This window comes from Roseobacter sp. S87 (assembly GCF_055693285.1).
In genome coordinates, this window is sequence record NZ_JBVFTR010000004.1 from 3,294,905 (window position 1) to 3,317,769 (window position 22,865).

Annotated in this window: 21 protein-coding genes and 2 pseudogenes; 15 read left to right on the forward strand and 8 right to left on the reverse strand. The window is 60.4% G+C overall.

All coding sequences use genetic code 11. The features are described from left to right. Nucleotides 1-10 precede the first annotated feature (10 nt). From ACZ1HA_RS17135 to ACZ1HA_RS17145, 3 genes are all read right to left on the reverse strand, one after another. Nucleotides 11-655, reverse strand: a complete 645-nt coding sequence (locus ACZ1HA_RS17135; RefSeq protein WP_472714752.1) for a COG4223 family protein — start codon at nt 653-655, stop codon at nt 11-13. Between the two features lie 59 nt (nt 656-714). Then, entirely contained in the window at nt 715-1,434 is a 720-nt protein-coding gene (locus tag ACZ1HA_RS17140) for a hypothetical protein (protein WP_472714753.1), read from the reverse strand. A 72-nt stretch (nt 1,435-1,506) separates the two neighbouring features. Next, nucleotides 1,507-2,229, reverse strand: a complete 723-nt coding sequence (locus tag ACZ1HA_RS17145) for a uroporphyrinogen-III synthase (RefSeq protein ID WP_472714754.1) — start codon at nt 2,227-2,229, stop codon at nt 1,507-1,509. Nucleotides 2,230-2,289: 60 nt separating this feature from the next. Between ACZ1HA_RS17145 and tsaD the strand changes: the two are divergent. From tsaD to ACZ1HA_RS17170, 5 genes and pseudogenes are all read left to right on the forward strand, one after another. After that, nucleotides 2,290-3,386 (forward strand): annotated as a pseudogene (gene tsaD, locus ACZ1HA_RS17150) (tRNA (adenosine(37)-N6)-threonylcarbamoyltransferase complex transferase subunit TsaD). Continuing rightward, nucleotides 3,383-4,352, forward strand: a pseudogene (locus tag ACZ1HA_RS17155) (NAD(P)H-dependent glycerol-3-phosphate dehydrogenase). The pseudogenes tsaD and ACZ1HA_RS17155 overlap by 4 nt, the downstream one beginning before the upstream one ends. Next, complete coding sequence (locus ACZ1HA_RS17160) at nt 4,346-4,618, forward strand: YciI family protein (protein ID WP_472714755.1); 273 nt, start codon at nt 4,346-4,348, stop codon at nt 4,616-4,618. The pseudogene ACZ1HA_RS17155 and the gene ACZ1HA_RS17160 overlap by 7 nt, the downstream one beginning before the upstream one ends. Beyond that, nucleotides 4,618-5,037, forward strand: a complete 420-nt coding sequence (locus ACZ1HA_RS17165) for an EVE domain-containing protein (protein ID WP_472714756.1) — start codon at nt 4,618-4,620, stop codon at nt 5,035-5,037. The genes ACZ1HA_RS17160 and ACZ1HA_RS17165 overlap by 1 nt, the downstream gene beginning before the upstream one ends. 57 nt (nt 5,038-5,094) lie before the next feature. Beyond that, on the forward strand, nt 5,095-5,490 hold the full coding sequence (locus tag ACZ1HA_RS17170; protein ID WP_375229465.1) for a DUF1761 domain-containing protein: 396 nt from the start codon (nt 5,095-5,097) through the stop codon (nt 5,488-5,490). Nucleotides 5,491-5,708: 218 nt separating this feature from the next. Here the strand turns inward: ACZ1HA_RS17170 and ACZ1HA_RS17175 are convergent, their stop codons facing one another. The 3 genes from ACZ1HA_RS17175 to ahcY all read right to left on the reverse strand — a co-directional run bounded on the left by ACZ1HA_RS17175 (nt 5,709) and on the right by ahcY (nt 8,081). Next, a complete protein-coding gene (locus ACZ1HA_RS17175; RefSeq protein ID WP_472714757.1) occupies nt 5,709-6,050 on the reverse strand; it encodes a DUF2853 family protein in 342 nt (113 codons plus the stop codon). 194 nt (nt 6,051-6,244) lie between these two features. Next, nucleotides 6,245-6,691 (reverse strand): hypothetical protein, encoded by a 447-nt coding sequence (locus tag ACZ1HA_RS17180; protein ID WP_472714758.1) that lies wholly within the window; start codon nt 6,689-6,691, stop codon nt 6,245-6,247. 1 nt (nt 6,692) lies between these two features. Continuing rightward, entirely contained in the window at nt 6,693-8,081 is a 1,389-nt protein-coding gene (ahcY, locus tag ACZ1HA_RS17185; protein WP_375229462.1) for an adenosylhomocysteinase, read from the reverse strand. 211 nt (nt 8,082-8,292) lie between these two features. On the opposite strand from ahcY, the gene ACZ1HA_RS17190 reads away from it, so the two are divergent. Together ACZ1HA_RS17190 and ACZ1HA_RS17195 are read left to right on the forward strand one after the other, a co-directional pair. Then, nucleotides 8,293-8,889, forward strand: coding sequence for an HD domain-containing protein (locus ACZ1HA_RS17190; protein ID WP_472714759.1), 597 nt, complete (start codon nt 8,293-8,295; stop codon nt 8,887-8,889). Further along, the gene (locus ACZ1HA_RS17195; protein ID WP_472714760.1) at nt 8,886-9,371 is read left to right on the forward strand and encodes a GNAT family N-acetyltransferase; all 486 of its coding nucleotides are present in this window, start codon (nt 8,886-8,888) and stop codon (nt 9,369-9,371) included. The genes ACZ1HA_RS17190 and ACZ1HA_RS17195 overlap by 4 nt, the downstream gene beginning before the upstream one ends. A gap of 105 nt (nt 9,372-9,476) precedes the next feature. On the opposite strand, the gene ACZ1HA_RS17200 is transcribed toward ACZ1HA_RS17195, so the two are convergent. After that, nucleotides 9,477-10,031, reverse strand: coding sequence for an ActR/PrrA/RegA family redox response regulator transcription factor (locus ACZ1HA_RS17200; protein WP_436398396.1), 555 nt, complete (start codon nt 10,029-10,031; stop codon nt 9,477-9,479). Between the two features lie 93 nt (nt 10,032-10,124). Next, nucleotides 10,125-10,748: an SCO family protein gene (locus tag ACZ1HA_RS17205; protein WP_472714761.1), complete on the reverse strand. Its 624-nt coding sequence runs from the start codon at nt 10,746-10,748 to the stop codon at nt 10,125-10,127. 94 nt (nt 10,749-10,842) lie between these two features. Between ACZ1HA_RS17205 and regB the strand changes: the two genes are divergently transcribed. The 8 genes from regB to trxA all read left to right on the forward strand — a co-directional run bounded on the left by regB (nt 10,843) and on the right by trxA (nt 22,791). After that, nucleotides 10,843-12,231: a sensor histidine kinase RegB gene (gene regB / locus ACZ1HA_RS17210; protein WP_375229458.1), complete on the forward strand. Its 1,389-nt coding sequence runs from the start codon at nt 10,843-10,845 to the stop codon at nt 12,229-12,231. A gap of 103 nt (nt 12,232-12,334) precedes the next feature. Further along, the gene (locus ACZ1HA_RS17215) at nt 12,335-13,876 is read left to right on the forward strand and encodes a PAS-domain containing protein (RefSeq protein WP_472714762.1); all 1,542 of its coding nucleotides are present in this window, start codon (nt 12,335-12,337) and stop codon (nt 13,874-13,876) included. Nucleotides 13,877-13,931: 55 nt separating this feature from the next. Further along, a complete protein-coding gene (tsaE, locus tag ACZ1HA_RS17220; protein ID WP_472714763.1) occupies nt 13,932-14,405 on the forward strand; it encodes a tRNA (adenosine(37)-N6)-threonylcarbamoyltransferase complex ATPase subunit type 1 TsaE in 474 nt (157 codons plus the stop codon). After that, nucleotides 14,393-15,415 (forward strand): aminoglycoside phosphotransferase family protein, encoded by a 1,023-nt coding sequence (locus ACZ1HA_RS17225; RefSeq protein WP_472714764.1) that lies wholly within the window; start codon nt 14,393-14,395, stop codon nt 15,413-15,415. Before tsaE ends, ACZ1HA_RS17225 begins: the two co-directional genes overlap by 13 nt. Continuing rightward, nucleotides 15,412-16,095 (forward strand): nucleotidyltransferase family protein, encoded by a 684-nt coding sequence (locus ACZ1HA_RS17230; protein WP_472714765.1) that lies wholly within the window; start codon nt 15,412-15,414, stop codon nt 16,093-16,095. The genes ACZ1HA_RS17225 and ACZ1HA_RS17230 overlap by 4 nt, the downstream gene beginning before the upstream one ends. Next, nucleotides 16,088-19,048: a double-strand break repair protein AddB gene (gene addB, locus ACZ1HA_RS17235; RefSeq protein WP_472714766.1), complete on the forward strand. Its 2,961-nt coding sequence runs from the start codon at nt 16,088-16,090 to the stop codon at nt 19,046-19,048. Before ACZ1HA_RS17230 ends, addB begins: the two co-directional genes overlap by 8 nt. Beyond that, nucleotides 19,045-22,434 carry a double-strand break repair helicase AddA gene (gene addA, locus ACZ1HA_RS17240; protein WP_472714767.1) on the forward strand — a complete coding sequence of 1,130 codons (3,390 nt, stop codon included), beginning with the start codon at nt 19,045-19,047 and terminating at the stop codon, nt 22,432-22,434. The genes addB and addA overlap by 4 nt, the downstream gene beginning before the upstream one ends. 36 nt (nt 22,435-22,470) lie before the next feature. Then, nucleotides 22,471-22,791, forward strand: a complete 321-nt coding sequence (trxA, locus tag ACZ1HA_RS17245; protein WP_472714768.1) for a thioredoxin — start codon at nt 22,471-22,473, stop codon at nt 22,789-22,791. Nucleotides 22,792-22,865: the final 74 nt, after the last annotated feature.

Consider the following 22,865-nt stretch of genomic DNA (forward strand, 5'->3'; position numbering starts at 1 on the left):
TTCGTCTTCCTCAGTTACTTTGCAGGCTGTCAGACAGCGTGTTCGCAGCGTCCTGTGCCGCCCGGCGGGCTTCGGCCGATGACAGCCAGCCCTGCATGGCTGCCCGCGCAGGTTCCGGCAGGCCTTCCATCTCTGACAATGCTGTCGCCAGATCGCCCTGCCCCAGGGCAGCCTCGGCGCGGGACAAAACCGCATCCGGGTCCGTTCCTTCGCGTGGCGTCACGGACCGCGCGCTCAGCTGACGGCGCAGAAATCCACCAATGCCCTGAACATCGCTCTCGGGCACTTCGGCACGCGCTGCCGCAAGGCCGCTGCGCGCGGCTTCCGGGAAGCTTTCGCGCAGGGAGGCCATGGTCGGCACACCCTCGGCGGCGGCTGATTTCAGCGCTGCGGGCACCTCAACAGGCGTGACCTCTTCCAGATCTTCAATGGCCGGCGTGAAAGTCTCTCCGCTGTCCACAGCGGTGACCACACGGGTCAGCGCCGCACGGGCCAGAATACGCGCCGCCTCGCTTCGCGCAGCGGCTTCGGCCTCTTCTGCAATCGCATTCAGCGCCTGAATTTCGGCGCGTTGCGCTTCCAGCGCGGATTGCAGGGCGGCAACATCCGCGGCACTCGCACCGTCCGGTGCAGGTTCGGCGGGCCGCGCCTCCAACGCATCAAGACGCCCGGCGAGGGCTTCAAGCTCAGCCGAGACCAGTGCTACATTTTCCGTCAGGCTTTCTGTCGCCGCGGCCAGTTCGGGGGAATCTCGGGGGCCGGCGCCGGTGCAGGCTCCGGGGCGGGCTGCGATTCCAGCGCGGCAAGCCGCTCCGCCTGTGCCTCAGTTGCTGCCGCAAGTTCCGCGGTCTGCGTTTCAATCGCCGTCAGATCAACCGCGCTGCGCTGCATCGAAGCGGGCAGCCACTGATCCAGCGTATCGCCCCGTCCGGCGATAAACCCGATCATCGCAGCGATCACACCGCCGAAAACAGCCGGCCACATGCTGCTGCGCTCCACCACCACTTCGGGCGCGGGGCGGGGCTCTTCGGCAGGCTCCTCTGCCTGTTCCTGCGGCTCCTCTTCAACAGGTTCCTGATCTTCCTCAATCAGGTCCGTTTCTTCCGGATCGACCTCGGATTCAGTCTCTGTTTCTGCTGTATCAGTCTCTGTTTCGTCCGCTTCGCTGACCGGCTCGTCTTCGTCGGCATCAACCGTTTCACCGGTCTCCGGCTCCTCTTCGGACACATCATCCGACGAGGTTTCATCGGCAGTATCCGGCGTGGGCCCGGTGGTATCCTCAACGGTTTCAGGGGCAGGATCGGCGTGCTCACTCCCGTCCTGCACGGGGGTATCCGTATCGTCCGTCTGCTGTTCGGTGACCGCTTCAGAAACTGCGTCGGTCTTTGCCGCGTCCTCTTCGGGTCCGGCGTCCGAATTGCGTGATTTTGCCAAAGTCTCCACCCCTAATTCGATTCTCCGCTGGCAGGCGGTATCCTGAAAGCATACTCCGCAGCCTGATCACCCTCAACCCGGACGGGCGCTGACTGTCAGGTTTTCTATACAGTTGACGACAGATCGGGCATCCGGCCACGCCGATATAACCTGTTGTGCAAACCGCGCTTGTCCAGTGGCGCGCGCCACCGCCGCACTCAGAAACACGGCGATCACATTTCCCGGCTCCGGGCATTGCTCAACGAACCACGCTGCGGTCCGGGGGGAAAAGAGCGGAACAATCACCGGATCATCACCCGCAAGCACCGCACGGGCCGCCTCTGACAGCGCCAGCAACGGCTGGTCATAAACCGTGACCCGGCGCACAGACAAACCATCCTGTACCAGCTTCTCCGCAACTTTCCCGCGGGTGTGCACACCGCTGAAATGTACCAGCGACACCTCAGGGCGCTCCCTGCGCAGTGTCTCAATCAGTCCGGCAGAATCAGGCCCGACTGTCACAGCATCCCAACCCGCGTCCCGCGCGGCTTGTGTCGTTGATCTGCCCACACACCAGGCTTTCCGCCCCCGCGCCTCCGGCGCAAAACGGACACCGTTGGCAGATGTGAAAATGGCCGCTCCGGCGTCACCAGATCCGGGGTCCTGAGCCACCGCCTCTATGGAAAGCAGAGGGCTTTCAATGATATTCAGACGCTGCCGCAGGTCCGCCGGCATGTTCCGGACGAACGCCTGACCGCCCGCTTCGGGCCGCGTCATGATCATCGGTATCGGCGCCTGCTGCATGTCCCGTGCCATTGTTTAACCCCGCTGCCGGTGTTACCTGCAGCCCACCGATCTTGCAACGGGACGCCCACCTTGACCACGGCCTGCACTGTTCTTGCCATCGAAAGCAGCTGCGATGACACGGCGGCGGCGATCCTGCGCCGTGACGCCGGTGGAAAAACCCGCGTCTTGTCTTCTGTGGTGCGCGGCCAGGCCAGCCTGCACGCAGCATACGGGGGCGTTGTGCCGGAAATTGCGGCGCGTGCCCATGCTGAAACGCTCGATCTCTGTGCTGACGAGGCCCTGCAGGAAGCCGGGCTGAAAATCAGCGACATTGATGCGTTTGCCGTCACATCCGGCCCCGGTCTGATCGGCGGCGTGGTCTCGGGCGTCATGTGTGCCAAGGGCCTCGCCATGGCCACCGGCAAACCGCTCTACGGCGTCAATCATCTGGCGGGGCACGCGCTGACCCCCGGCTCACGGATGGGGTCGCGTACCCTTACCTGATGTTGCTTGTCTCGGGCGGTCATTGCCAGTTCCTGCTGGTGCGCGGCGCGGACACCTTCGAACGGCTGGGCGGCACCATTGATGACGCTCCGGGCGAGGCGTTCGACAAGGTCGCGCGACTTCTCGGGCTGGGCCAGCCCGGCGGTCCCGCGGTGGAACAGGCTGCAGTCGTGGGCGTGGCTGACAGGTTCCGCCTGCCGCGGCCGCTGCTGGACCGGGACGGCTGTGATCTGTCCTTCTCCGGGTTGAAAACGGCCGTTCTGCGGGCCCGCGATGGCGTGGTCGCTGAAAAGGGTGGTCTGACGCGCCAGGATGTGGCCGATCTGTGTGCCGGATTTCAGGCAGCCGTCACCGATGTGCTGGCCGAAAAAACCAGACGGGCACTGCGTCTTTGTGCAGCGCAGGGCGACAGGCCAACAGCGCTGTGCGTGGCAGGAGGCGTTGCCGCCAATCAGGCGATACGGGCCGGATTAGAGACTGTTTCATCTGAGTTAGAGACTGAATTCATTGCACCGCCGCTTGCGCTCTGCACGGATAACGCGGCCATGATCGGCTATGCAGCGCTCGAACAGATGGCGCTGTCCGAACCGGCTGGCATGACCCTCGCGGCACGGCCCCGCTGGCCGCTGGACCAGACCCGGCCCGCGATGCTGGGCAGCGGCAAGAAGGGCGCCAAGGCATGAGCATTGCGGTCCTGGGATCTGGTGCCTTCGGCACGGCCACTGGCGCTGTCTCTGGCCACAAAATCCAGCGTCACGCTCTGGGCCCGTAACGCCGACCACAGCCGCGAGATGCAGCACCAGCGCTGCAACAGGCGCAGGCTGGGCGACTTCGTGTTCCCCGAAACCCTGACCGTTACCGACGATCTGCAGACCGCGCTGAAGGCCGATATTCTGCTGCTGGCTGTGCCGCTCCAGCAGCTGCGCGGCTTTCTTGCCAGCTGCGGGGACGCGCTGGGTGGCAAAACGCTGGTCGCCTGCTGCAAGGGGATCGAACGGGGCACGGGCATGTGCCCCCATGACATCATCAGCGCCGCAGCCCCCACCGCCACGCCCGCCATTCTGACCGGCCCCGGGTTCGCGCGGGACATCGCCGCGGGTCTGCCCACCGCGATGACGCTTGCCGCCGGAGACGACGATACCGCCAGCGCGCTGCAATCAGCCCTGTCGACGGCAACCCTGCGGCTTTACCGGTCAACGGATATGACCGGCGCGGCCCTGGGCGGCGCGCTGAAAAACGTGGTGGCGATTGCCTGCGGGGCGGCCATGGGCGCAGGCCTCGGCGAAAGCGCCAGAGCCGCTGTGATGACCCGCGGCAATGCGGAAATGGCCCGGCTGGCCGCCCTGCGTGGTGCAGACCCTGCTACCCTCAGCGGGCTGTCCGGCTTTGGCGATCTGGTGCTCACCTGCACCTCGGCGCAATCCCGGAATTACCGTTTTGGCGTGTCTCTTGGGGAAAGCACCGGCTTTGATCCCGAAACCACGGTCGAAGGGGCCGCAACAGCGCTGGCCATGCATGCCACGGCCCGTGAACAGGGTCTTGATATGCCGATCACATCTGCGGTGGCGGGCCTTGTGGAAAATCGGATTGATGTGGCACAAGCTATATCCGGCCTCCTGTCCCGCAGCCTCAAGGAAGAAATATGCTGATTGCTCTTATTGCCCGCGATAAACCCGGCGCCCTGTCTGTGCGCCAGGAAAACCGGCCGCGCCACGTCGAATACCTCAAATCCGGACCGGCTGTGCAGCAGGCGGGGCCATTGCTGGATGACAGCGGTCAGATGTGCGGCTCGCTGATCGTGCTGGATGTGGCGGATATGGCCGAGGCGCAGGCCTGGGCCGCAAATGATCCCTATGCGCAGGCGGGTCTCTTTGAAAAGGTCGAGCTGATCCCCTGGAACAGGGTGATCGGCTGATGGCATACTGGCTCTTCAAATCCGAACCCTCAACCTGGAGCTGGGACGATCAGGTTGCCAAAGGCGATGTGGGCGAGGAATGGGACGGCGTCCGGAACTACCAGGCCCGCAACTTTATGCGCGAAATGGAAATCGGCGACCGTGGCCTGTTTTACCATTCCCAAAAAGAAAAATCCGTGGTCGGCATTGTCGAGGTCATCGCAGAAGCACATCCCGACAGCACCACCGACGATGAACGCTGGGAATGCGTTGATATCAAAGCCATTTCGCCGGTGAAGACGCCAGTCACGCTGGAGCGTATCAAACAGGAACCCGAACTGGCCGACATGGTGCTGGTCAGGAACTCACGTCTGTCGGTTCAGCCAGTCACAGAGGCGGAATGGGACGTGGTCTGCCGGCTGGCGGGCATTTCAGACTAGGCCGATACCACTTTTCCGGGCACCATACGGACACTGAAGACAACAGGGAGTGGACCCATGGGGTTTCTGAGTGTTCTCGCTGCCGGTGTTGCCGGCTTTGCTTTTGGCGCTGTCTGGTACACCGTGCTGGCCGAAAAATGGATGGCCGCATCGGGTGTGCCGCTGGATGAAAACGGAGTTCCGGCCAACCGGTCTGATCCGGTTCCCTACATCACCAGCCTGCTGGGCGCTGTTCTGGTTGCCGGGATGATGCGGCATACCTTCCAGCTCAGCGGGATTGATACCGCGGCCAAGGGTCTGGTGTCCGGGCTGGGCATCGGGCTGTTTCTTGTCAGCCCCTGGATCGCAACCTTCTACAGCTTTGGCGCGCGTCCGAAATCGCTCATCCTGATTGACGGCGGCTACGCCACCTTCGGATGCGCGGTGATCGGGCTGGTCCTGACGCTGCTCTGAATAAGAAAGGGGTTCTGACGCAGATCGCCAGAACCCCCTTCACCCCACGCGATTCCCATCCCACGCGTGTATCTGAAACTGGTTCTGGCCGTACTGGCCGAATGACCCCTGTGTACCGAAACAGGGAAAAACCGTCAAACAATCAATAGATTAAATGCGATACAAATAGGAAACGCCCCGCAGACTGCAGGGCGCTCCGAACGGAATTTCCGCAGGTATCAGCCGTAAACGGCTTCTTTGCCAAAGTGCTTGGTCAGCATGTAGTAGACAACGGCGCGGTATTTGTTGCGCTCGGATTTGCCGTAGGTTTCGATCACGCTGTTGATCGCTTCCATCAGCTCCGGTCCTTCCGCGAGCCCGAGTTTCTTGATCAGAAAATTGTTTTTGACGGTTTCCAGCTCGGATGCCTGGCTGCCCGCAACGGTCGATGCGTCAGCGTCATAGATCGCCGGGCCGCAGCCGATTGTCACTTTGGTCAGCAGATCCATGTCCGCATCCATGCCACATTTATTTTTCAGATCGTCCGCATACTGCGCGATAAGATCGTCCCGTTTACCCATAATAGGTCTCCCACCTTAAATTGATGACCGCTCCCCGCGATCCCGGTGAAGACTAGAGGTATATCATCTTTCGAAAAAGGGGGTTTTTGCGACAGATATTCCCCTGTGCGGGTAACCGCTGGCAAGATTATTCCGGAGGGTTGCGGAAACGCCGGGAAAAACGCTTTAAAACAGGCGTCTGTGCGCGGCCTGTGTTACGCACCGGGCGGCGCGATCAGCAGCCAGACCCAGACGCCTACCAGGGCCAGTGGCACGCCGACACCCCCGATCAGGCCCATACGTGGGATCATGGGGCTGTGCGGCAGCACAATATCGAACGCGCCGGTATTGCCGCGCCCGGCATATGCGCCCTGTTCCCCCTTGGCCCGCCACTGGTGGCTGCGCCAGACCGCAGCGATCACCGAAATCAGCACCAGCGCGCAGATGATCACGCCCAGCACAGGAATAACCGGGTAATAAACGGAAGCACCGATGCCACCCTGCCGGGCACCAAGGGTCAGCGGCACAAAAAGAAAGGCCTGGCTGGTGACCAGCCAGTTGACGCGCGCGTTGATCAGCGACAGCTCAAACTGAATCTCGCTGCGGATGTACCGGTAGACCGCATCGTTTTCCGCCGAGCGTTCCACGCGCGCGCCCTGCATATCAGTACCGGTAATGTTCCGGCTTGAACGGACCCTCGGGTTTCACACCGATGTAAGCGGCCTGATCCTTGTCGAGCTCAGTCAGTTTCACACCGATCCGCGCCAGGTGCAGACGGGCAACCTTTTCATCCAGATGCTTGGGCAGGATGTAAACGTCGTTCTTGTATTCGTCGCCTTTGGTCCACAGCTCGATCTGCGCCAGCACCTGGTTGGTGAAGGACGCGGACATCACAAAGGACGGGTGGCCCGTTGCGTTACCGAGGTTCAGCAGGCGCCCCTCGGACAGCAGGATCAGACGGTTGCCGTTGGGCATTTCGATCATGTCGACCTGCTCTTTGATGCTGGTCCACTTGTGGTTCTTCAGTGCAGCGACCTGGATTTCATTGTCGAAGTGGCCGATGTTGCCGACAATCGCCATGTCCTTCATCTCGCGCATGTGCTCGATGCGGATGACGTCCTTGTTGCCGGTGGTAGTGATGAAGATATCCGCGTCGCCGACAACGTCTTCCAGCAGTACAACCTCAAAGCCGTCCATCGCCGCCTGCAGGGCACAGATCGGGTCAACTTCAGTGACCTTCACCCGGGCACCGGCACCGCGCAGAGAAGCCGCGGACCCTTTGCCCACGTCGCCGTAGCCCATCACAACCGCAACTTTACCGGCCATCATGGTGTCAGTGGCGCGGCGGATGCCGTCAACCAGCGATTCCTTACAGCCGTATTTGTTGTCGAACTTCGACTTGGTCACAGAGTCGTTCACGTTGATCGCGGGGAAGGGCAGCTGACCTTCACGCACCAGTTCATAAAGACGGTGCACGCCGGTTGTTGTCTCTTCGGAGACACCAACAATCTGGTCGCGCATCTTCGTGAACCAGCCGGGGCTCGCTTCCATGCGCTTTTTGATCTGCGCCTTGATCGCAACTTCTTCCTCGGATCCGGGAACGGGGATGATTTCCTCGCCCGCTTCGGCGCGCGCGCCCAGCAGGATATACAGCGTGGCGTCACCACCATCATCCAGGATCAGGTTCGGGCCTTCCTCAAACAGGAAGGACCGGTCCAGGTAATCCCAGTGCTCTTCCAGGCTCTGGCCTTTGATCGCGAACACCGGCGTGCCGCCCGCGGCAATCGCAGCGGCGGCGTGGTCCTGCGTGGAAAAGATGTTGCACGAGGCCCAGCGCACATCCGCGCCCAGCGCCACCAGTGTCTCGATCAGAACAGCGGTCTGGATCGTCATGTGCAGCGAGCCAACGATGCGCGCACCGGTCAGCGGCTTGCTCTCGCCGTATTCCTCGCGCAGCGCCATCAGGCCCGGCATTTCCGTTTCGGCAATGTTCAGTTCCTTGCGCCCGTAGTCGGCCAGCGCGATGTCTTTTACAATGTAATCATTGGCCATTTTTGTACGATCCTGTGACTCTCTGGTTTGCGGCGCAGATAACACCACAGCGTGTACAACACAATGCGGGTGCACTGACGCAGGTGAACAGTTTCTTAGCGTCTTGCGGGCATCCCCGGCGGTGTCCTTTCGCGGCGTTCGTTTTTCGGACACCAGCCGGTTTGATTTCCTTGCAGTGACAGGTACAACCGCCTCCTGAAAGGTGGGGCTTATGGCGGCAAAAACTCGGGCATGGCAGCGGATGTTGTCGGGGCGCAGGTTGGACCTGCTGGACCCGACGCCGGTCGATATCGAAATTGAGGATATCGCCCATGGTCTGGCTTTTGTCGCGCGCTGGAATGGTCAGACGCTGGGCGATTATGCCTATTCGGTTGCCGAGCATTCCCTTTTAACAGAGACGATTTTTGGCCGTATCGCGCCGAAGGCACCTCCAAAATGGCGTCTGGCGGCCTTACTGCATGACGCGCCGGAATATGTCATCGGAGACATGATCTCTCCGGTGAAGGCCGCCGTGGGTCCGGGCTATGGCGCGCTCGACGACCGGTTGATGGCTGCTGTGCATCTGCGATTTGGCCTGCCTGCCAGCCTGCCGGTCGCTGTGAAAAAGCATATCAAGAAGGCGGACAAGATCAGCGCCTGGATGGAAGCCACACAGATCGCCGGTTTTTCCGCATCTGAGGCCACAAAGTTCTTTGGCGAACCCGACCGGAACCTGATGCAGGATCTCAGCATCGTGCTGCGCCCGCCGGTTGAAACCCGCGGTGCCTTTACCGCGCGGCATGCAGAACTGCTGGAGGAAATGGGATGATCAACGTCCGCCCGGCCATGGTACTCGACACCGGGTCCATGGCGCGTCTGCTCAACGGCATCATCGAAAAGGGCGGCACCACCGCTCTGACCCGTCCGGTAACTGGCACCGATATTGCCGAATGGATGGCCGTGGATGCGGAAAAATCGGCCTGGCATGTGGCGCTTGATGACGACGAACAGGTTGTGGGGTTCCAGTGGATCGCCCCGCATGACCAGCTGCCCCCGGAAGCCGTCGATGTCGCCACCTTTGTGCAGATTGGCCGGACTGGTCTGGGCATCGGGTCAGCGCTTTTTTCCGCGACCGCCGCGGCAGCAAAACGTCTGGGGTATGTCTGGATCAATGCCACCATCCGCGCCGACAACGAAGGCGGTCTCACCTACTACCAGAGCCGGGGTTTCCGCGACTGGGCCTTTGACGAGGATGTCCGCCTGGAAAATGGTCTGATCGTCAGCAAAATCAGCAAACGCTACGATGTCTGACGCGGTTACTTTGTGTTAACAGCCGGTTTTGCCACCGGGCGCTGCGCACCGACGTAATACCGACGTTAAACCGACATGATACTGACGCCGCACCGACGGTGTTTGTCAGCGCGGTGACCGCTTGGCCAGGATACGCTGCAGGGTGCGCCGGTGCATGTTCAGACGACGCGCCGTTTCGCTCACATTCCGGTCACACAACTCGAACACCCGCTGGATATGTTCCCACCGGACACGGTCCGCGCTCATCGGATTTTCCGGGGGCGGTGGCAGGTCATCTCCCCGCGCCAGCAGCGCGTTCACAATGTCCGCGGCATCCGCTGGTTTCGAGAGGTAATCCACCGCGCCGATTTTGACCGCAGCAACCGCCGTCGCAATCGCGCCGTACCCGGTCAGGACCACCACCCGCGCATCAGGGCGTTTCTCCTGAAGCACTTCCACAACATCGAGCCCGTTGCCATCCTCAAGCCTCAGGTCCACAACCGCAAAGGCCGGCGGGCGGGCTGTCGCAATTGCGCGGCCTGCCGCGACCGAACCGGCTGTCTCGACCTCGAAACCGCGCTTCTCCATAGCCTTGGCAAGGCGTCGCAGAAACGGTTCATCATCATCCAGCAGCAGGATACTCCGGTCGGCGCCGGGCTCGAGATCAATCATATCTGGCATGGGTGCGGCTCTTCCCTGAGTGTTATTATTGCACAATTATATGAAGCGCGATCCGCACCAGGTCAAACGCGACGTTTCAATTGTGCAAAAAAATCAGGCGTTTTCGACAAAACACGCGACGGTGTCTGCCATCTGCTCCGGCGTGGTTTCGCGCCGGAAGAACTCCACAAACCCCTGTTCCGGCATCACGAGATAGCTGAAGGTAGAATGATCGACGAGATAGAAATCATCGTCGCCCTCATGGGCTTTGTAATAGGTCCGGTAGGCCTCACTCGCCGCCTTGATCTGCGCTTCCGATCCGGTCAGCCCGATCATCCGCTCATGCAGGTTAAAGGCGAAATCACCCACGACCTCTGGCGTGTCACGCTTTGGGTCCACCGTGATAAAAACAGGGGTCGCACTGATCCCGCGCTCAGCCAGCGCATCAACGGCTTCGGCATTGCGCGCCGTGTCGAGCGGGCAGACATCGGGGCAGAACGTATAGCCGAAATAGAGGATCGAGGGCTCAGTAATCACGTCCTTGTCGGTTACCGTTTCGCCCGCCGCATTCACCAGTTCAAACGGTCCGCCAATGGATCCCGCACCACCGGCAATCTGGCTCGCACGGCACTGGGCGAACTGATCCGCGTTCGGATCGGGCTGGGACACAAACCAGAATACACCGGCAAAAACAGCAATGCCCAGAACAGCAAGCGGGGCAATGAGACGCGCGTTCATAACAGACTCCATGAGGCAGCAGACGGGTTGATCCTAGCAGGGCGCAGTCCTAACGTCCTGCGACACAGTTGCAACTCAAGAAGAGGTGATTTCGATGGCCGGTTCCGATGTCAGACCTCTGAGCGGTCAGTTCCGCGCAAACTGGATCAGACTGCGTACGATGATCCTGCTGCGCTGGTTCGCGATCGCGGGTCAGCTGACGGCGATCACGGTGGCGCAGAATTTTTACGGCCTGCAGCTGAACCTGGGGCTTTGCTATCTGGTGGTGGGCACATCGGTCGTGGCGAACCTGGTGGCGATGTTTGTTTTTCCGGAAAACAAACGCCTGTCCGAGACAGAAAACATGCTGATGATCATGTTCGATCTGCTGCAGCTCAGTGTGCTGCTGTTCCTGACCGGCGGGCTGCATAACCCCTTTGCACTGCTGGTTCTGGGGCCTGTGACGGTATCCGCCGCGGTGCTTGGGTTCCGCTCTACTGTTCTGATGGGGGCGACCGCGATCCTCGCGGTCTCTCTCTTGTCAGTGTTTCATTTTCCGCTGCGCACGCATCAGGGGTTCATTCTGGAAATCCCGGATGTCTTTGTTTTCGGCAACTGGACCGCGCTGATCATCGCAATTGTCTTTATCAGTGCCTATTCCATGCGGGTCACTTCCGAAATTCACTCAATGTCCGACGCGCTGTCAGCCACGCAGATGGCCCTGTCGCGCGAACAGAAACTCACCGATCTGGGTGGTGTTGTGGCAGCGGCCGCACATGAGCTGGGTACCCCGCTTGCGACGATCAAACTGGCCAGCGGTGAGCTGCAGGAGGAATTGGCGGACCGGCCCGAACTGCAGGAGGACGCAGCCCTGATCCGCGAGCAGGCAGACCGGTGCCGCGACATCCTGCGCGACATGGGGAGGGCAGGAAAAGATGACCTGCACCTGCGTCAGGCCCCGCTGATGGCTGTTCTCGAAGAAGCCGGCGAGCCGCATATGGATCGCGGAAAAACAGTGCATTTTGAGATTTCCGGTGATGCGATGGAGCAGCCCGCCATTCTGCGCAAACCAGAGATCATTCACGGGGTCCGCAACCTGATCCAGAACGCGGTCGATTTTGCCCATTCTGAGGTTTGGGTCGAAGCGCGCTGGTCAGATGAACAGATTGCACTGCGGATCATCGACAACGGACCCGGGTTTCCGGCGCATCTGATCGGCCGCATCGGTGATCCGTTCATGCGCCAGCGGCGTGGCGGATCCGAACGCAGGATGCGGCCGGAATACGAAGGCATGGGTCTTGGTCTGTTTATCGCGAAAACTCTGCTGGAACGCTCCGGCGCGGAACTCAGCTTTGCCAATGGACGTGATCCGTCATCTCCGGCACCACGTTCACCGGACAGTATCGGCGCCGTCGTCGAAGTTTCCTGGGCACGCAGGCTGATCGACGCCAGAACCGGCGATACCCCCGTTCCGACCGGTCTGAACACCCGGATACCGGTTTAGGTTTCCTTAAATTCTGCTGGATGCGGCAGCTGCGTTAACGACGCGTTAACCACAATCTCCGATACTTGGGCGGCTTAACTGCTTCCACAGGGTACGGCAGAAAATGACAGTCTGGGATATCGCGGTTGTTGCGGGTGCGGCTTGTGTCAGCGCGCTTGCAGGCCTCGCGTGGATCATATCGCCACGCGGGCCCACAGTCGTGAAACGCCGTAACATGACCCAGAAACTGTCTGATGGCATATCTTTTCTGTTTGAAAATGACCGGTTGCACCATGCATCCGAGGCCGCTCTCGAAGTTTACAACCCTTTGCCGGGCCGAGATGACTGGTCGTCCTGGCGCGAAAGAATGCTGGCCCGTTTTCCCGGGCTGCCCCCGACACCGGACGATACCGACAACGTGAATCTGACCGTGCAGGCCAGGAATGCGAACGACAGAGCCACGTTGTGTGTTTCCCGCAAAGGGCGGTTCACCCAGGTGCAGATGATCGAGAACGGCATGGCCGGTGCTGCACAATCCCAGCAATTGCGTGCTCTGAACCAGGAGCTCGATCACCTGCGCCGCGCCAGTGACACGACACCGCATGCTGTCTGGCAGGTGGACGGTCAGGGTCAGGTCACCTGGTTCAACGCGGCCTACGAAGACCTGTATGCCCGTTTGCACAACCGCAAACCTGCTGCAGACAAACAGGTCCTTGCTGTCGAGGAACTGGACGCGGCTACGGATGGCCCGCAACGCATTTCCACCCAATCGGCTGATGGTACAGTGACAGACTGGTATGATGTCACCACGGTGCAGGTAAGCGATACCCGTATCCATCACGCTGTGAACATCAATGCCGTTGTGCGTTCCGAGGCCGCCCAGCGCAATTTTGTTCAGACACTGGCGAAGACATTCGCGCAGCTGTCCATTGGCCTCGCAATTTTTGACCGGAACGGGCAGCTGGCACTGTTCAACCCCGCTCTGATTGACCTGACAGGTCTGCCGGCGGATTTCCTCAGCGGTCGTCCGACCCTGCTGTCCTTCTTTGACCGTATGCGCGAAAACCGCCGGATGCCCGAACCCAAGGACTATGGTACCTGGCGTCAGCAGATCGCAGAGGTCATCGCGGCTGCCACAGACGGGCGCTATCAGGAAACCTGGACCCTTGAGACCGGACAGACGTACCGCGTTCGCGGCAGGCCGCATCCGGATGGCGCCATTGCGTTTCTGATCGAGGATATCAGCGCCGAAATCTCACTCACCCGTAACTTCCGCGCTGAACTTGAACTGGGCCAGTCGCTACTCGACACCTTTGAGGAAGGGCTGGTTGTGTTCTCATCGACCGGCGTTCTGACCTTCTGCAACACGGCCTATCGGGAAATGTGGGGGCTCGACCCGGATAACTCCTTTGCCGATGTCACAATCGCCGATTCAGTGAAGGAATGGAAAAGCCTGTCCGAACCGGGCGCGCGCTGGGCCGCACTGACTGATTTCGTGCTGGAATTCGGGGACCGCGAGTCCTGGGAAATGCCGGTGAAACTCAAGAATGGCGGCAGCCTGACCTGCACGGTCTCCCGGATAGCTTCTGGTGCCACCGTGATCCGTTTCATTGCTGCGACAAAGGAAAAGACGCGGCGGCGCTCTTCGGCTATGCGCGAAAACTGACGTCCGACGGCCTTAATGGCTTGCGGCTTACGCCACTGCCAGGCACCATAAGGGGATGACGACGAATTCCCTGTCAGCACATGTGACTTCACCGGAAGAAACCGGCGCGCTGGCAGGCCGACTGGCACAACAGCTGACATCGGGCGATGTCCTGCTTCTGACCGGCGATGTTGGCGCAGGAAAGACGCATTTTGCGCGCCATCTCATCCAGTCGATCCTCAGCGTGCCTGAGGATGTACCCTCTCCCACCTTCACCCTGGTTCAGGAATATGACACGAAGCGCGGGCCGTTGTGGCACTGCGATCTTTATCGCCTGACGAGCACCGGGGAAGTTGAGGAGCTTGGTCTTGTGGACGCATTCGAAGCAGCGATCTGCCTGGTGGAATGGCCGGACAGGCTGGGCAGCCTTGCCCCGGCCGAGGCGCTGGAAATCCGCCTGGACCCCGGGTCGGGTGAACATGACAGACAGCTGACCGCAACCTGGACTGGAAATACCTGGACTGACAGGGTGACTTCATGGCTGAGCTGACCGGACGCGAAACCCTGAAACTGGCCTTTCTGACAGACTGTGGCTGGTCGGGTGCTGATCGGAGACCCCTGGCCGGGGATGCTTCAAACAGGATTTATGAGCGCCTTCGGCAACCTGACGGCAAACATGCTGTCCTGATGGATGCGCCGCCCGAAAAGGGTGAGGATGTTGGTGCTTTTGCACGGATTGCGCGGTACCTGGCGGGCATAGACCTGAGCGCCCCTGAAATTTTTGCAATGGACGGTGATAACGGGTTCCTGCTAATCGAAGATCTGGGCGACGATCTCTTTTCGCGCTGTATTGCGCGCGACCCAACGCTGTCGGTCCCGCTCTACAGCGCAGCTGTCGACGTTCTCTCTCACCTGCACCGACAGAATCCGCCGGATGGCCTGGCGCGATATGATGCCGATACGACCGTCCCGCTCGCTGCTCTTGTATATGACTGGTACGTTCCGGGCGTGACCAGGTCAGAAGCCGGGGACAGCCGCGATGCTTTTTTGCAGTTGGCGGATCAAATACTCCGGCCTTACGACCCGGAATGCACAGTGCTGATCCAGCGGGATTACCATGCGGAAAACCTGCTCTGGCTACCGGAGCGGAGCGGGCTGAGACGCGTGGGCCTGCTCGATTTCCAGAGCGCCGAGATCGGGCACCCGGTCTATGATCTGGTATCGGTTCTCCGTGATGCCCGGCGCGATGTAAGCCAGGCGACCGAAGCGTTGATGAAAACGAGATTTGTCGACCAAAATGGTATGAACAGAGACGAATTCGACCGGGCATATGCTGTTTTCGGGTTGCAGCGCAATCTGCGCATTATGGGCGGATTTTCGCGGCTGTGTATGCATTTCGGCAAGGCAGATTACGTACAGCTGATCCCTCGTGTCTGGGGTCATGTGCAATCAAGCCTTGAACATCCTGATCTTGCTGAACTGGCACAGCACATACGGGCAACGCTGCCCGAACCGGAACCGGATGCGCTCGCCCGGCTTGCAGCAAAGGTTGCGGCATGAGCTTGCCTGTGATGCTTTTTGCCGCCGGTTTCGGGACCCGGATGCGGCCACTTACGGACAGGATGCCGAAACCAATGATCCGGGTTGGTGGCCGGCCACTGGTGGATTACGCTGTAGATCTTGCGCAGGCCATTGATCCTCCTGCGATTGTAGCCAACCTCCACTACCGACCCGATGAACTGCGGACGCACCTGACCCGCCGCGGCGTTCAGACGATCACCGAAACACCCGAAATACTGGATACCGGTGGTGGGCTCCGGAACGCGGTACCGCTGCTGGGTTCCGGCCCGGTCATCACGCTCAACTCGGACGCAATCTGGTCCGGTCCAAACCCGCTGAATATTCTGTTGCAGGCATGGGACCCGGCGAAAATGGATGCTTTGCTGTTGTGCATTCCGAAACCAAATGCCCGGGGAACCTCATCGAACGGGGATTTCACCTCCGATGAGGCTGGTCGTCTCACACGTGGTCCGGGCGATATTTACAGCGGCGCGCAAATCATAAACCCGGATCTGCTGGCGACCGTCTCCGAGGCCGCTTTTTCCCTGAATCGTGTCTGGGACGATATTCAGGCACGCAAGCGGCTGTACAGCGTCCAATACAACGGCACATGGTGTGACGTTGGTCACCCCGACGGCATTCCAATTGCCGAAGACCTGCTGGATCAGGCAAATGTTTGAGGCATCGGACGATCCCCGCGTTTTCGGGCTGGCACCTGGTGTTGATTTCCCAGCAGCCCTTGTGGACGGGCTCTGTGCTCGTTTTGCCGGCCAGCCTCCGGACCAGATGGCGCGTGTCACGCTGATTGTGAACACCTCCCGGATGCAGCGCCGCATTGCCTCTCTCTTTCACGAAAAACAAGCTCTGTTACTGCCCAAAATACTCCTTCTGTCAGACCTTGACCTGCTCCAGCCCGGTATCCATCTGCCTCAGGCGACGCCCCCTCTGCGCCGCCGTCTGGAGCTGATCTCTCTTGTTGCGGGCCTGCTGGATCAACAGCCTGATCTGGCACCGAGGTCATCGCTTTACGCTCTGACGGACAGCCTGTCCGCACTGATGGACGAGATGCAGGGGGAAGGCGTCACACCGGACAAACTCTCCGGACTTGATGTCACAGATCAGTCAGGCCACTGGCAACGCACGCAACAGTTCATCGCCATTGCGCAGAACTATCTGGCGGCAACGGGATCGGCAGCCGACAAGGAAGGCCGGCAGCGTGCCCTGATTGCTGCGATATCCGCGCATTGGCAGGCGCATCCGCCCGAACACCCGGTCATTCTTGCGGGGTCAACCGGGTCCCGCGGGACGACCATGCTGCTCATGCGCGCCATAGCCTGTCTGCCTCAGGGTGCTCTGATCCTGCCAGGATTTGATTTCGGGATGCCCGCGCCGGTCTGGGACCAGATGCACGACGCGCTCTTATCCGAAGATCACCCGCAATACAGATTTTACCGGCTGATGCAGGATCTGGACGTGGCGCGCGACAAAGTCCTTCCGTGGCACGATGCACCGCCTTCTTCGGAGGCTCGCAACGCGCTTGTTTCTCTGTCACTGCGCCCGGCGCCGGTGACCCACGCCTGGCTTTCTGAAGGCCCGGCGCTCAAAGACATCGACGCTGCCACTGCAGCAATTACGCTGGTGCGGGCACCGACACCGCGTCTCGAAGCGCTGACGATAGCCATGCGGTTGCGCAAAGCGGCAGAGGAGGGTCAGACGGCGGCGCTGATCACACCAGACCGGATGCTGACACGTCAGGTGACCGCCGCGCTGGACCGGTGGGATATTCTGCCGGACGATTCCGCGGGCGCGCCTCTGCATCTGTCACCACCAGGTCGGTTTCTGCGACATACGGCCCGGCTGTTCCACCGCCGTATCGATACAGAAACGCTGATCACGCTGTTACGTCACCCGCTGACGCATTCTGCACAGAACAGAAACCAACATATCCTGAACACCCAGCGGCTGGAGCTGCGCATCCGTGACCGCGGGCTGGCCTTTCCTGACACTGCTGGTCTGCTGCGGGTCATGCAGAACTGCTTCGATGACGAAGCTGAGCAGACGAGGCTGGAAACCTGGCTGAGATGGGTCGGCGACACGATCTGCGTGAACCACGATCTCAAAAATGACCAGTCACTGACAGAACATGTAAACCGTCATTTTGCCCTGTCAGAGACTGTTTCACAGGGACCGGAGGGAACGGATACAGGTGAACTCTGGCAAAAGAAGGCGGGCCAGGAAGCGCTGAAAGTCATGCAGAAACTCCGCGAAAACGCGGACTTTGGCGGCCGGATGAACGCTGTGGATTATGCAGATCTTGTGGGCGCTCTTCTGTCAGAAGGCGAAGTACGCGACCGTGACGCCCCCCATCCTGGCATAATGATCTGGGGCACGCTCGAAGCGCGCGTTCACGGCGCTGATCTGGTTATTCTGGCAGGTCTGAACGATGGCACATGGCCCGAAGCCCCAAAGCCTGATCCCTGGCTGAACCGGAAGCTGCGCAATGATGCGGGGCTTCTGCTGCCAGAAAGGCGGATCGGTCTGTCTGCCCATGATTATCAACAGGCCATCGGCGCACCCGAAGTCTGGCTGACCCGTTCCGTCAGGTCAGAAGACGCGGAAACGGTGGCATCCCGCTGGGTGAACCGGCTGGGCAATCTGCTGGACGGTCTCAGAACGAACGGCGGTCCCGAAGCTCTGAGGGCCATGACAGACCGTGGCGACACGTGGCTCCGCCTTGCTCAGAAATCAGAAGAAACAGAGCCGGTTCCGGCAGCACCCAGGCCGTCACCACGACCGCCCGCCGCTGCACGACCCCGAAAGCTTTCTGTGACCGAGATCAAGCGCCTGATCCGGGACCCATATGCGATCTATGCGCGACACGTCCTGCGCCTGCGGCCCCTCCGTCCACTCGTGCCCACGCCGGACGCCCTGCTGCGGGGTATTGTGCTGCACGATGTGATGGAGAAATTCATCCGGGATACGATGGACGACACGACCCTGATGTCGCCGGACCATCTGTCCCGCACAGCAGCACAGATTTTGCCCGAGGCGGTACCCTGGCCCGCGGCGCGCAGCCTCTGGCAAGCCCGCATTAACCGGATTGCTCAGAAATTCGTCACCGGAGAGGCGGCAAGACGCGTAATGGCCGCGCCGATCGCGATGGAGAAAAGAGCACAGGGTCTGCTGAAGTGGGGCGACATCGGTTTCGATCTAACAGCGCGGGCCGACAGGATCGACGGGACGGAAAGCGGTGATGTGCTGCTCTATGACTACAAAACCGGGACACCACCATCCGCCAAAGAGCAGGCAACGTTTGACAAACAGCTGCTGATTGAGGCCGCGATGATAGAGCAGGGTGCCTTTGACAGCATCGGAGCCCGGCCTGTAAAAGACGCGGTTTTCCTCGGTTTAGGCTCTGATCTGCGCGAGGTGTACGCCCCACTGGACAAGGAGCCACCCGCGGCGGTGCTGGAGAACCTGCGGGTGCTCATCAAAGCCTACCTTGATCCGGAGCAGGGGTTTTCATCCCGACGCATGATGCAGAAGGACGATTTTGCGGGTGACTATGATCTGCTCGCGCGTTTCGGCGAGTGGGATGCAACCGATGACGTTGTGCCGGAGATTCTGACATGATCCGCCGCGACGACGCCACCGAGGCACAGGTCCGCGCAGCACGGCCGGACGCGTCGACGTGGCTGGCCGCAAACGCCGGTTCCGGGAAAACACGCGTTCTGACCGACCGGGTGGCAAGACTGTTGCTTGAAGGGGTTGAGCCACAGCACATCCTGTGCCTGACCTACACCAAGGCCGCAGCATCAGAAATGCAGAACCGTCTGTTCCGCAGGCTGGGGCAATGGGCAATGCTGGAAGATGCAGATCTGCGCGCATCACTTATGGAACTGGGTGCGGGGGATGCCGTGGATGCAGACGGGCTGCGTCGTGCGCGCACCCTGTTTGCCCGCGCAATCGAGACGCCTGGCGGGTTGAAAATTCAGACGATTCACTCGTTCTGTTCGTCTCTGTTACGGCGGTTTCCGCTCGAAGCTGAGGTTTCTCCGCAATTCACGGAGATCGAGGACAGGGCCGCCGATCTGCTGCGCGCAGAGATCGTGGATCAGATGGCGGATACGCCCGAAGACGCCTCCCTGGTGACAGGCCTCGCGCGGCATTATACCGGGGAGGACTTTGGCGCGCTGACCGGCAGCATGGTGCGCCATCGGGATGCACTGCTGAAGCCAGTGTCGCGCAATGACATCCTCGCACTTTTCGGAATGCCGGGTGATCTGTCAGCGAGCCGGATCGAAGCGGATGTCTTTTCCGGCACGGAGCGGAATCTGGCAGACAGCATCATTCCGCCGCTGATCGCAAAAGGTGGCAATGATGAAAAGGCGGGGCGCAGGCTGGCCCGTATCGAGCATTTCGATTTCTCCGCGCTGCCTGAACTTGAAGCCCTCTTTCTGTTCGGGTCTGGCGCCAAAACCCCGTTCGGCGCCAAAACCGGCAGTTTCCCGACGAAACCAACACGGGACAAAATCGCGGAACTGATGCCCGAACTGGACGCGCTCATGGAACGGGTGGAACAGGCGCGGCGTCAGAGGCTGGCACTCAATGCTGCGGACAAAACCGAAGCGCTTTACCAGTTTGCCGGCCGTTTTCTGCGCCTTTACGAGCAGCAGAAACAACTGCGCGGATGGCTGGACTTTGACGATCTGATCCTGAAGGCACGCAACCTGCTGACCGACCCGGATGTGGCCGCCTGGGTGCTGTATCGCATCGACGGCGGGATTGATCACATCCTTGTCGACGAGGCCCAGGACACCAGCCCCGCGCAATGGGATGTGATCCGTAAACTGGCCGCCGAATTTTCGAGCGGCGAGGGGGCCCGCAAGGACATCCGGCGCACGCTTTTCGTCGTGGGGGACAAAAAACAGTCGATCTATTCGTTCCAGGGAGCTGATCCGCGGGAATTCGACCGGATGGAAGACGAGTTCCGCGAAAAACTCGAAGCGGCAGGCCATCTGTTCCAGAGCGAAACGCTGCAGTATTCGTTCCGGTCATCTGATGCGATCCTGCGGCTGGTTGACCAGACGTTCAGCCAGCAGGACGAGGCGGGATTTGGTACAGATGGTCAACACCTGGCGTTCCATGCGGACCTGCCGGGGCGTGTTGATCTGTGGCCTGTGATTGAGCCCGTGTCCGAGGAAGACGACCGGGAATGGTACGAGCCGCTGGACCGCCGCGGCGCGACGCACCACTGGGTTATTCTGGCGGAGAAAATCGCTGCCAGTATCCGGGAAATGATCGAAAGCGGCCAGACAATTCCGGATGATGACAACGCGACCGGTACACCGGTTCGGCGACCCGTTACTGCAGGCGATTTCCTCATCCTGGTCCAGCGGCGGCACAGCCTGTTCAGTGAAATCATCCGAGCCTGCAAACGGGCGGGTCTGCCGATTGCCGGGGCAGACAGGCTGAAGGTCGGCGCGGAGCTGGCCGTGCGTGATCTGGCAGCTCTTTTGTCCTTTCTGGCGGTGGCCGAGGATGATCTGTCACTGGCCTCTGCGCTGAAATCGCCACTTTTCGGTTGGAGCGAACAGGATCTCTATGCGCTGGCGCATAAACGGTCCGAAAAATATTTGTGGGAGGCGCTCCGCCGCAAAGAGGAAGAATATCCGGAAACTCTGGCGATCCTGCATGACCTGCGCACGCGCACCGATTTCCTGCGGCCCTATGATCTGATCGAGCGGATTCTGACCCGCCATGGTGGGCGCCGCAGATTGTTGTCGCGCCTCGGGACAGAGGCCGAAGACGGCATCAATGCGCTGCTGGCCCAGGCACTGGCCTATGAGCGCAACAGCATCCCGAGCCTGACCGGTTTCCTTGTTTGGATGCAGATGGATGATCTGGAAATCAAACGGCAGATGGACAACGCCTCTGACCAGATCCGTGTGATGACCGTGCATGGCGCGAAGGGGCTGGAAGCACCCATTGTGATCCTGCCGGACACAACAAAACGCAGCATCACCATACGCGAAGACCTTCTGACGATTGATGGCGCAACGGTCTGGAAAACCGCCGGAGACGACATGCCGGACGCGATGACCGGACGGGTCGAGCAGATGAAGAATGCCGAGCGCGAAGAGCGTCTGCGACTGCTCTATGTGGCTCTGACACGGGCTGAAAAGTGGCTTATCGTGGCGGGCGCCGGTGAGTTGTCGAAGGAAAACGACAGCTGGTATCAGATGGTCAGTACCGCGATGGATCATGCAAACGCTGGCGACCTCACGTTTCAGGGGGAGCGGATACGCCGGCTCGGACATGGCGACTGGGACAGCCTGCCGATGGTGGCGCAGCCCGTCACGCCGGTGCCGGATATCGCACTGCCGGATTGGTTCGCACAGAGCGCACCGGAGCCACCGGAGGGCATGCGCATCATTTCTCCTTCTGATCTGGGCGGGGCCAAGGCCATCGCAGGTGCCGAGGGCCGGGATGAAGAAGCCGCAAAGAAATATGGGCGGCTGGTGCACAGCCTTCTCGAACACATGGCCGCCACGCCTGCGCCGGGATGGCCGGCAATCATGGACAGTCTGCGGAAGCCGGGAACCAGCGATGCCGACCTCGCGCTTGCTTCAGAAGAAGCCCGGCGCGTCCTGGAAAATACAGATCTGCAATATCTCTTTTCCCCTGGAACACTTGCCGAAGTGGCAGTCTCCGCGCCCGCCGGAAACGACAGGATTTATGGAATCATCGACCGGCTGATCGTCACGGAAAACGATGTTCTTGCCGTTGATTTCAAAACCAACCGCGCGGTACCGGACACGCCAGAAACATGTCCCGAGGGTATCCTGCGTCAGATGGCTGCCTATGCCACGGCGCTTACCGCCATTTACCCGGACAAAACCATCAAAACGGCGATTTTGTGGACACTGAATGCGTCGCTCATGCCTCTGCCGCACGAAATCGTGACAGCTCTGTCAGAAAGCGCGCAATATCTTGACGATGCCCGGGCGGATACCTAGGTTCGGCATCCAAGCACAAGCCGTCAGGAGATCACCATGGCAACCGTTGCAGTAACCGACGACACCTTTGACGCCGAAGTCAAAAATTCCAACATCCCCGTAGTGGTGGATTTCTGGGCACCCTGGTGTGGCCCGTGCAAACAGATCGGCCCGTCGCTCGAAGAGCTGTCGGCTGAAATGGACGGCAAAGTGAAGATCGTCAAAGTGAACGTCGATGATAACCCCAACGCCCCGGCACAGATGGGCGTGCGCGGCATTCCGGCACTGTTTATCTTCAAGGACGGTCAGGTCGTCTCGAACATGGCCGGCGCCAAACCGAAAGCCGCGCTGCAGAGCTGGATCGAAGAAGCGATCTGATCCTGAAGTACCGCTGAATTTCGGGCGTCCTGTATCGGGGCGCCCTTTTTCTTTGTCCGGGCCACCCGCTCTTG

Bases quoted from the DNA above. Each gene is read 5' to 3' on its own strand.
- ahcY (WP_375229462.1), bottom strand. From the start codon at position 8,081: ATGGCCAATGATTACATTGTAAAAGACATCGCGCTGGCCGACTACGGG.
- trxA (WP_472714768.1), top strand. From the start codon at position 22,471: ATGGCAACCGTTGCAGTAACCGACGACACCTTTGACGCCGAAGTCAAA.
- ACZ1HA_RS17205 (WP_472714761.1), bottom strand. From the start codon at position 10,748: ATGAACGCGCGTCTCATTGCCCCGCTTGCTGTTCTGGGCATTGCTGTT.
- addA (WP_472714767.1), top strand. From the start codon at position 19,045: ATGATCCGCCGCGACGACGCCACCGAGGCACAGGTCCGCGCAGCACGG.
- ACZ1HA_RS17195 (WP_472714760.1), top strand. From the start codon at position 8,886: ATGATCAACGTCCGCCCGGCCATGGTACTCGACACCGGGTCCATGGCG.
- ACZ1HA_RS17200 (WP_436398396.1), bottom strand. From the start codon at position 10,031: ATGCCAGATATGATTGATCTCGAGCCCGGCGCCGACCGGAGTATCCTG.
- ACZ1HA_RS17145 (WP_472714754.1), bottom strand. From the start codon at position 2,229: ATGGCACGGGACATGCAGCAGGCGCCGATACCGATGATCATGACGCGG.
- addB (WP_472714766.1), top strand. From the start codon at position 16,088: ATGTTTGAGGCATCGGACGATCCCCGCGTTTTCGGGCTGGCACCTGGT.
- ACZ1HA_RS17175 (WP_472714757.1), bottom strand. From the start codon at position 6,050: ATGGGTAAACGGGACGATCTTATCGCGCAGTATGCGGACGATCTGAAA.
- ACZ1HA_RS17230 (WP_472714765.1), top strand. From the start codon at position 15,412: ATGAGCTTGCCTGTGATGCTTTTTGCCGCCGGTTTCGGGACCCGGATG.
- ACZ1HA_RS17215 (WP_472714762.1), top strand. From the start codon at position 12,335: ATGACAGTCTGGGATATCGCGGTTGTTGCGGGTGCGGCTTGTGTCAGC.
- ACZ1HA_RS17190 (WP_472714759.1), top strand. From the start codon at position 8,293: ATGGCGGCAAAAACTCGGGCATGGCAGCGGATGTTGTCGGGGCGCAGG.
- ACZ1HA_RS17225 (WP_472714764.1), top strand. From the start codon at position 14,393: ATGGCTGAGCTGACCGGACGCGAAACCCTGAAACTGGCCTTTCTGACA.
- ACZ1HA_RS17160 (WP_472714755.1), top strand. From the start codon at position 4,346: ATGCTGATTGCTCTTATTGCCCGCGATAAACCCGGCGCCCTGTCTGTG.
- ACZ1HA_RS17180 (WP_472714758.1), bottom strand. From the start codon at position 6,691: ATGCAGGGCGCGCGCGTGGAACGCTCGGCGGAAAACGATGCGGTCTAC.
- ACZ1HA_RS17170 (WP_375229465.1), top strand. From the start codon at position 5,095: ATGGGGTTTCTGAGTGTTCTCGCTGCCGGTGTTGCCGGCTTTGCTTTT.
- tsaE (WP_472714763.1), top strand. From the start codon at position 13,932: ATGACGACGAATTCCCTGTCAGCACATGTGACTTCACCGGAAGAAACC.
- ACZ1HA_RS17165 (WP_472714756.1), top strand. From the start codon at position 4,618: ATGGCATACTGGCTCTTCAAATCCGAACCCTCAACCTGGAGCTGGGAC.
- regB (WP_375229458.1), top strand. From the start codon at position 10,843: ATGGCCGGTTCCGATGTCAGACCTCTGAGCGGTCAGTTCCGCGCAAAC.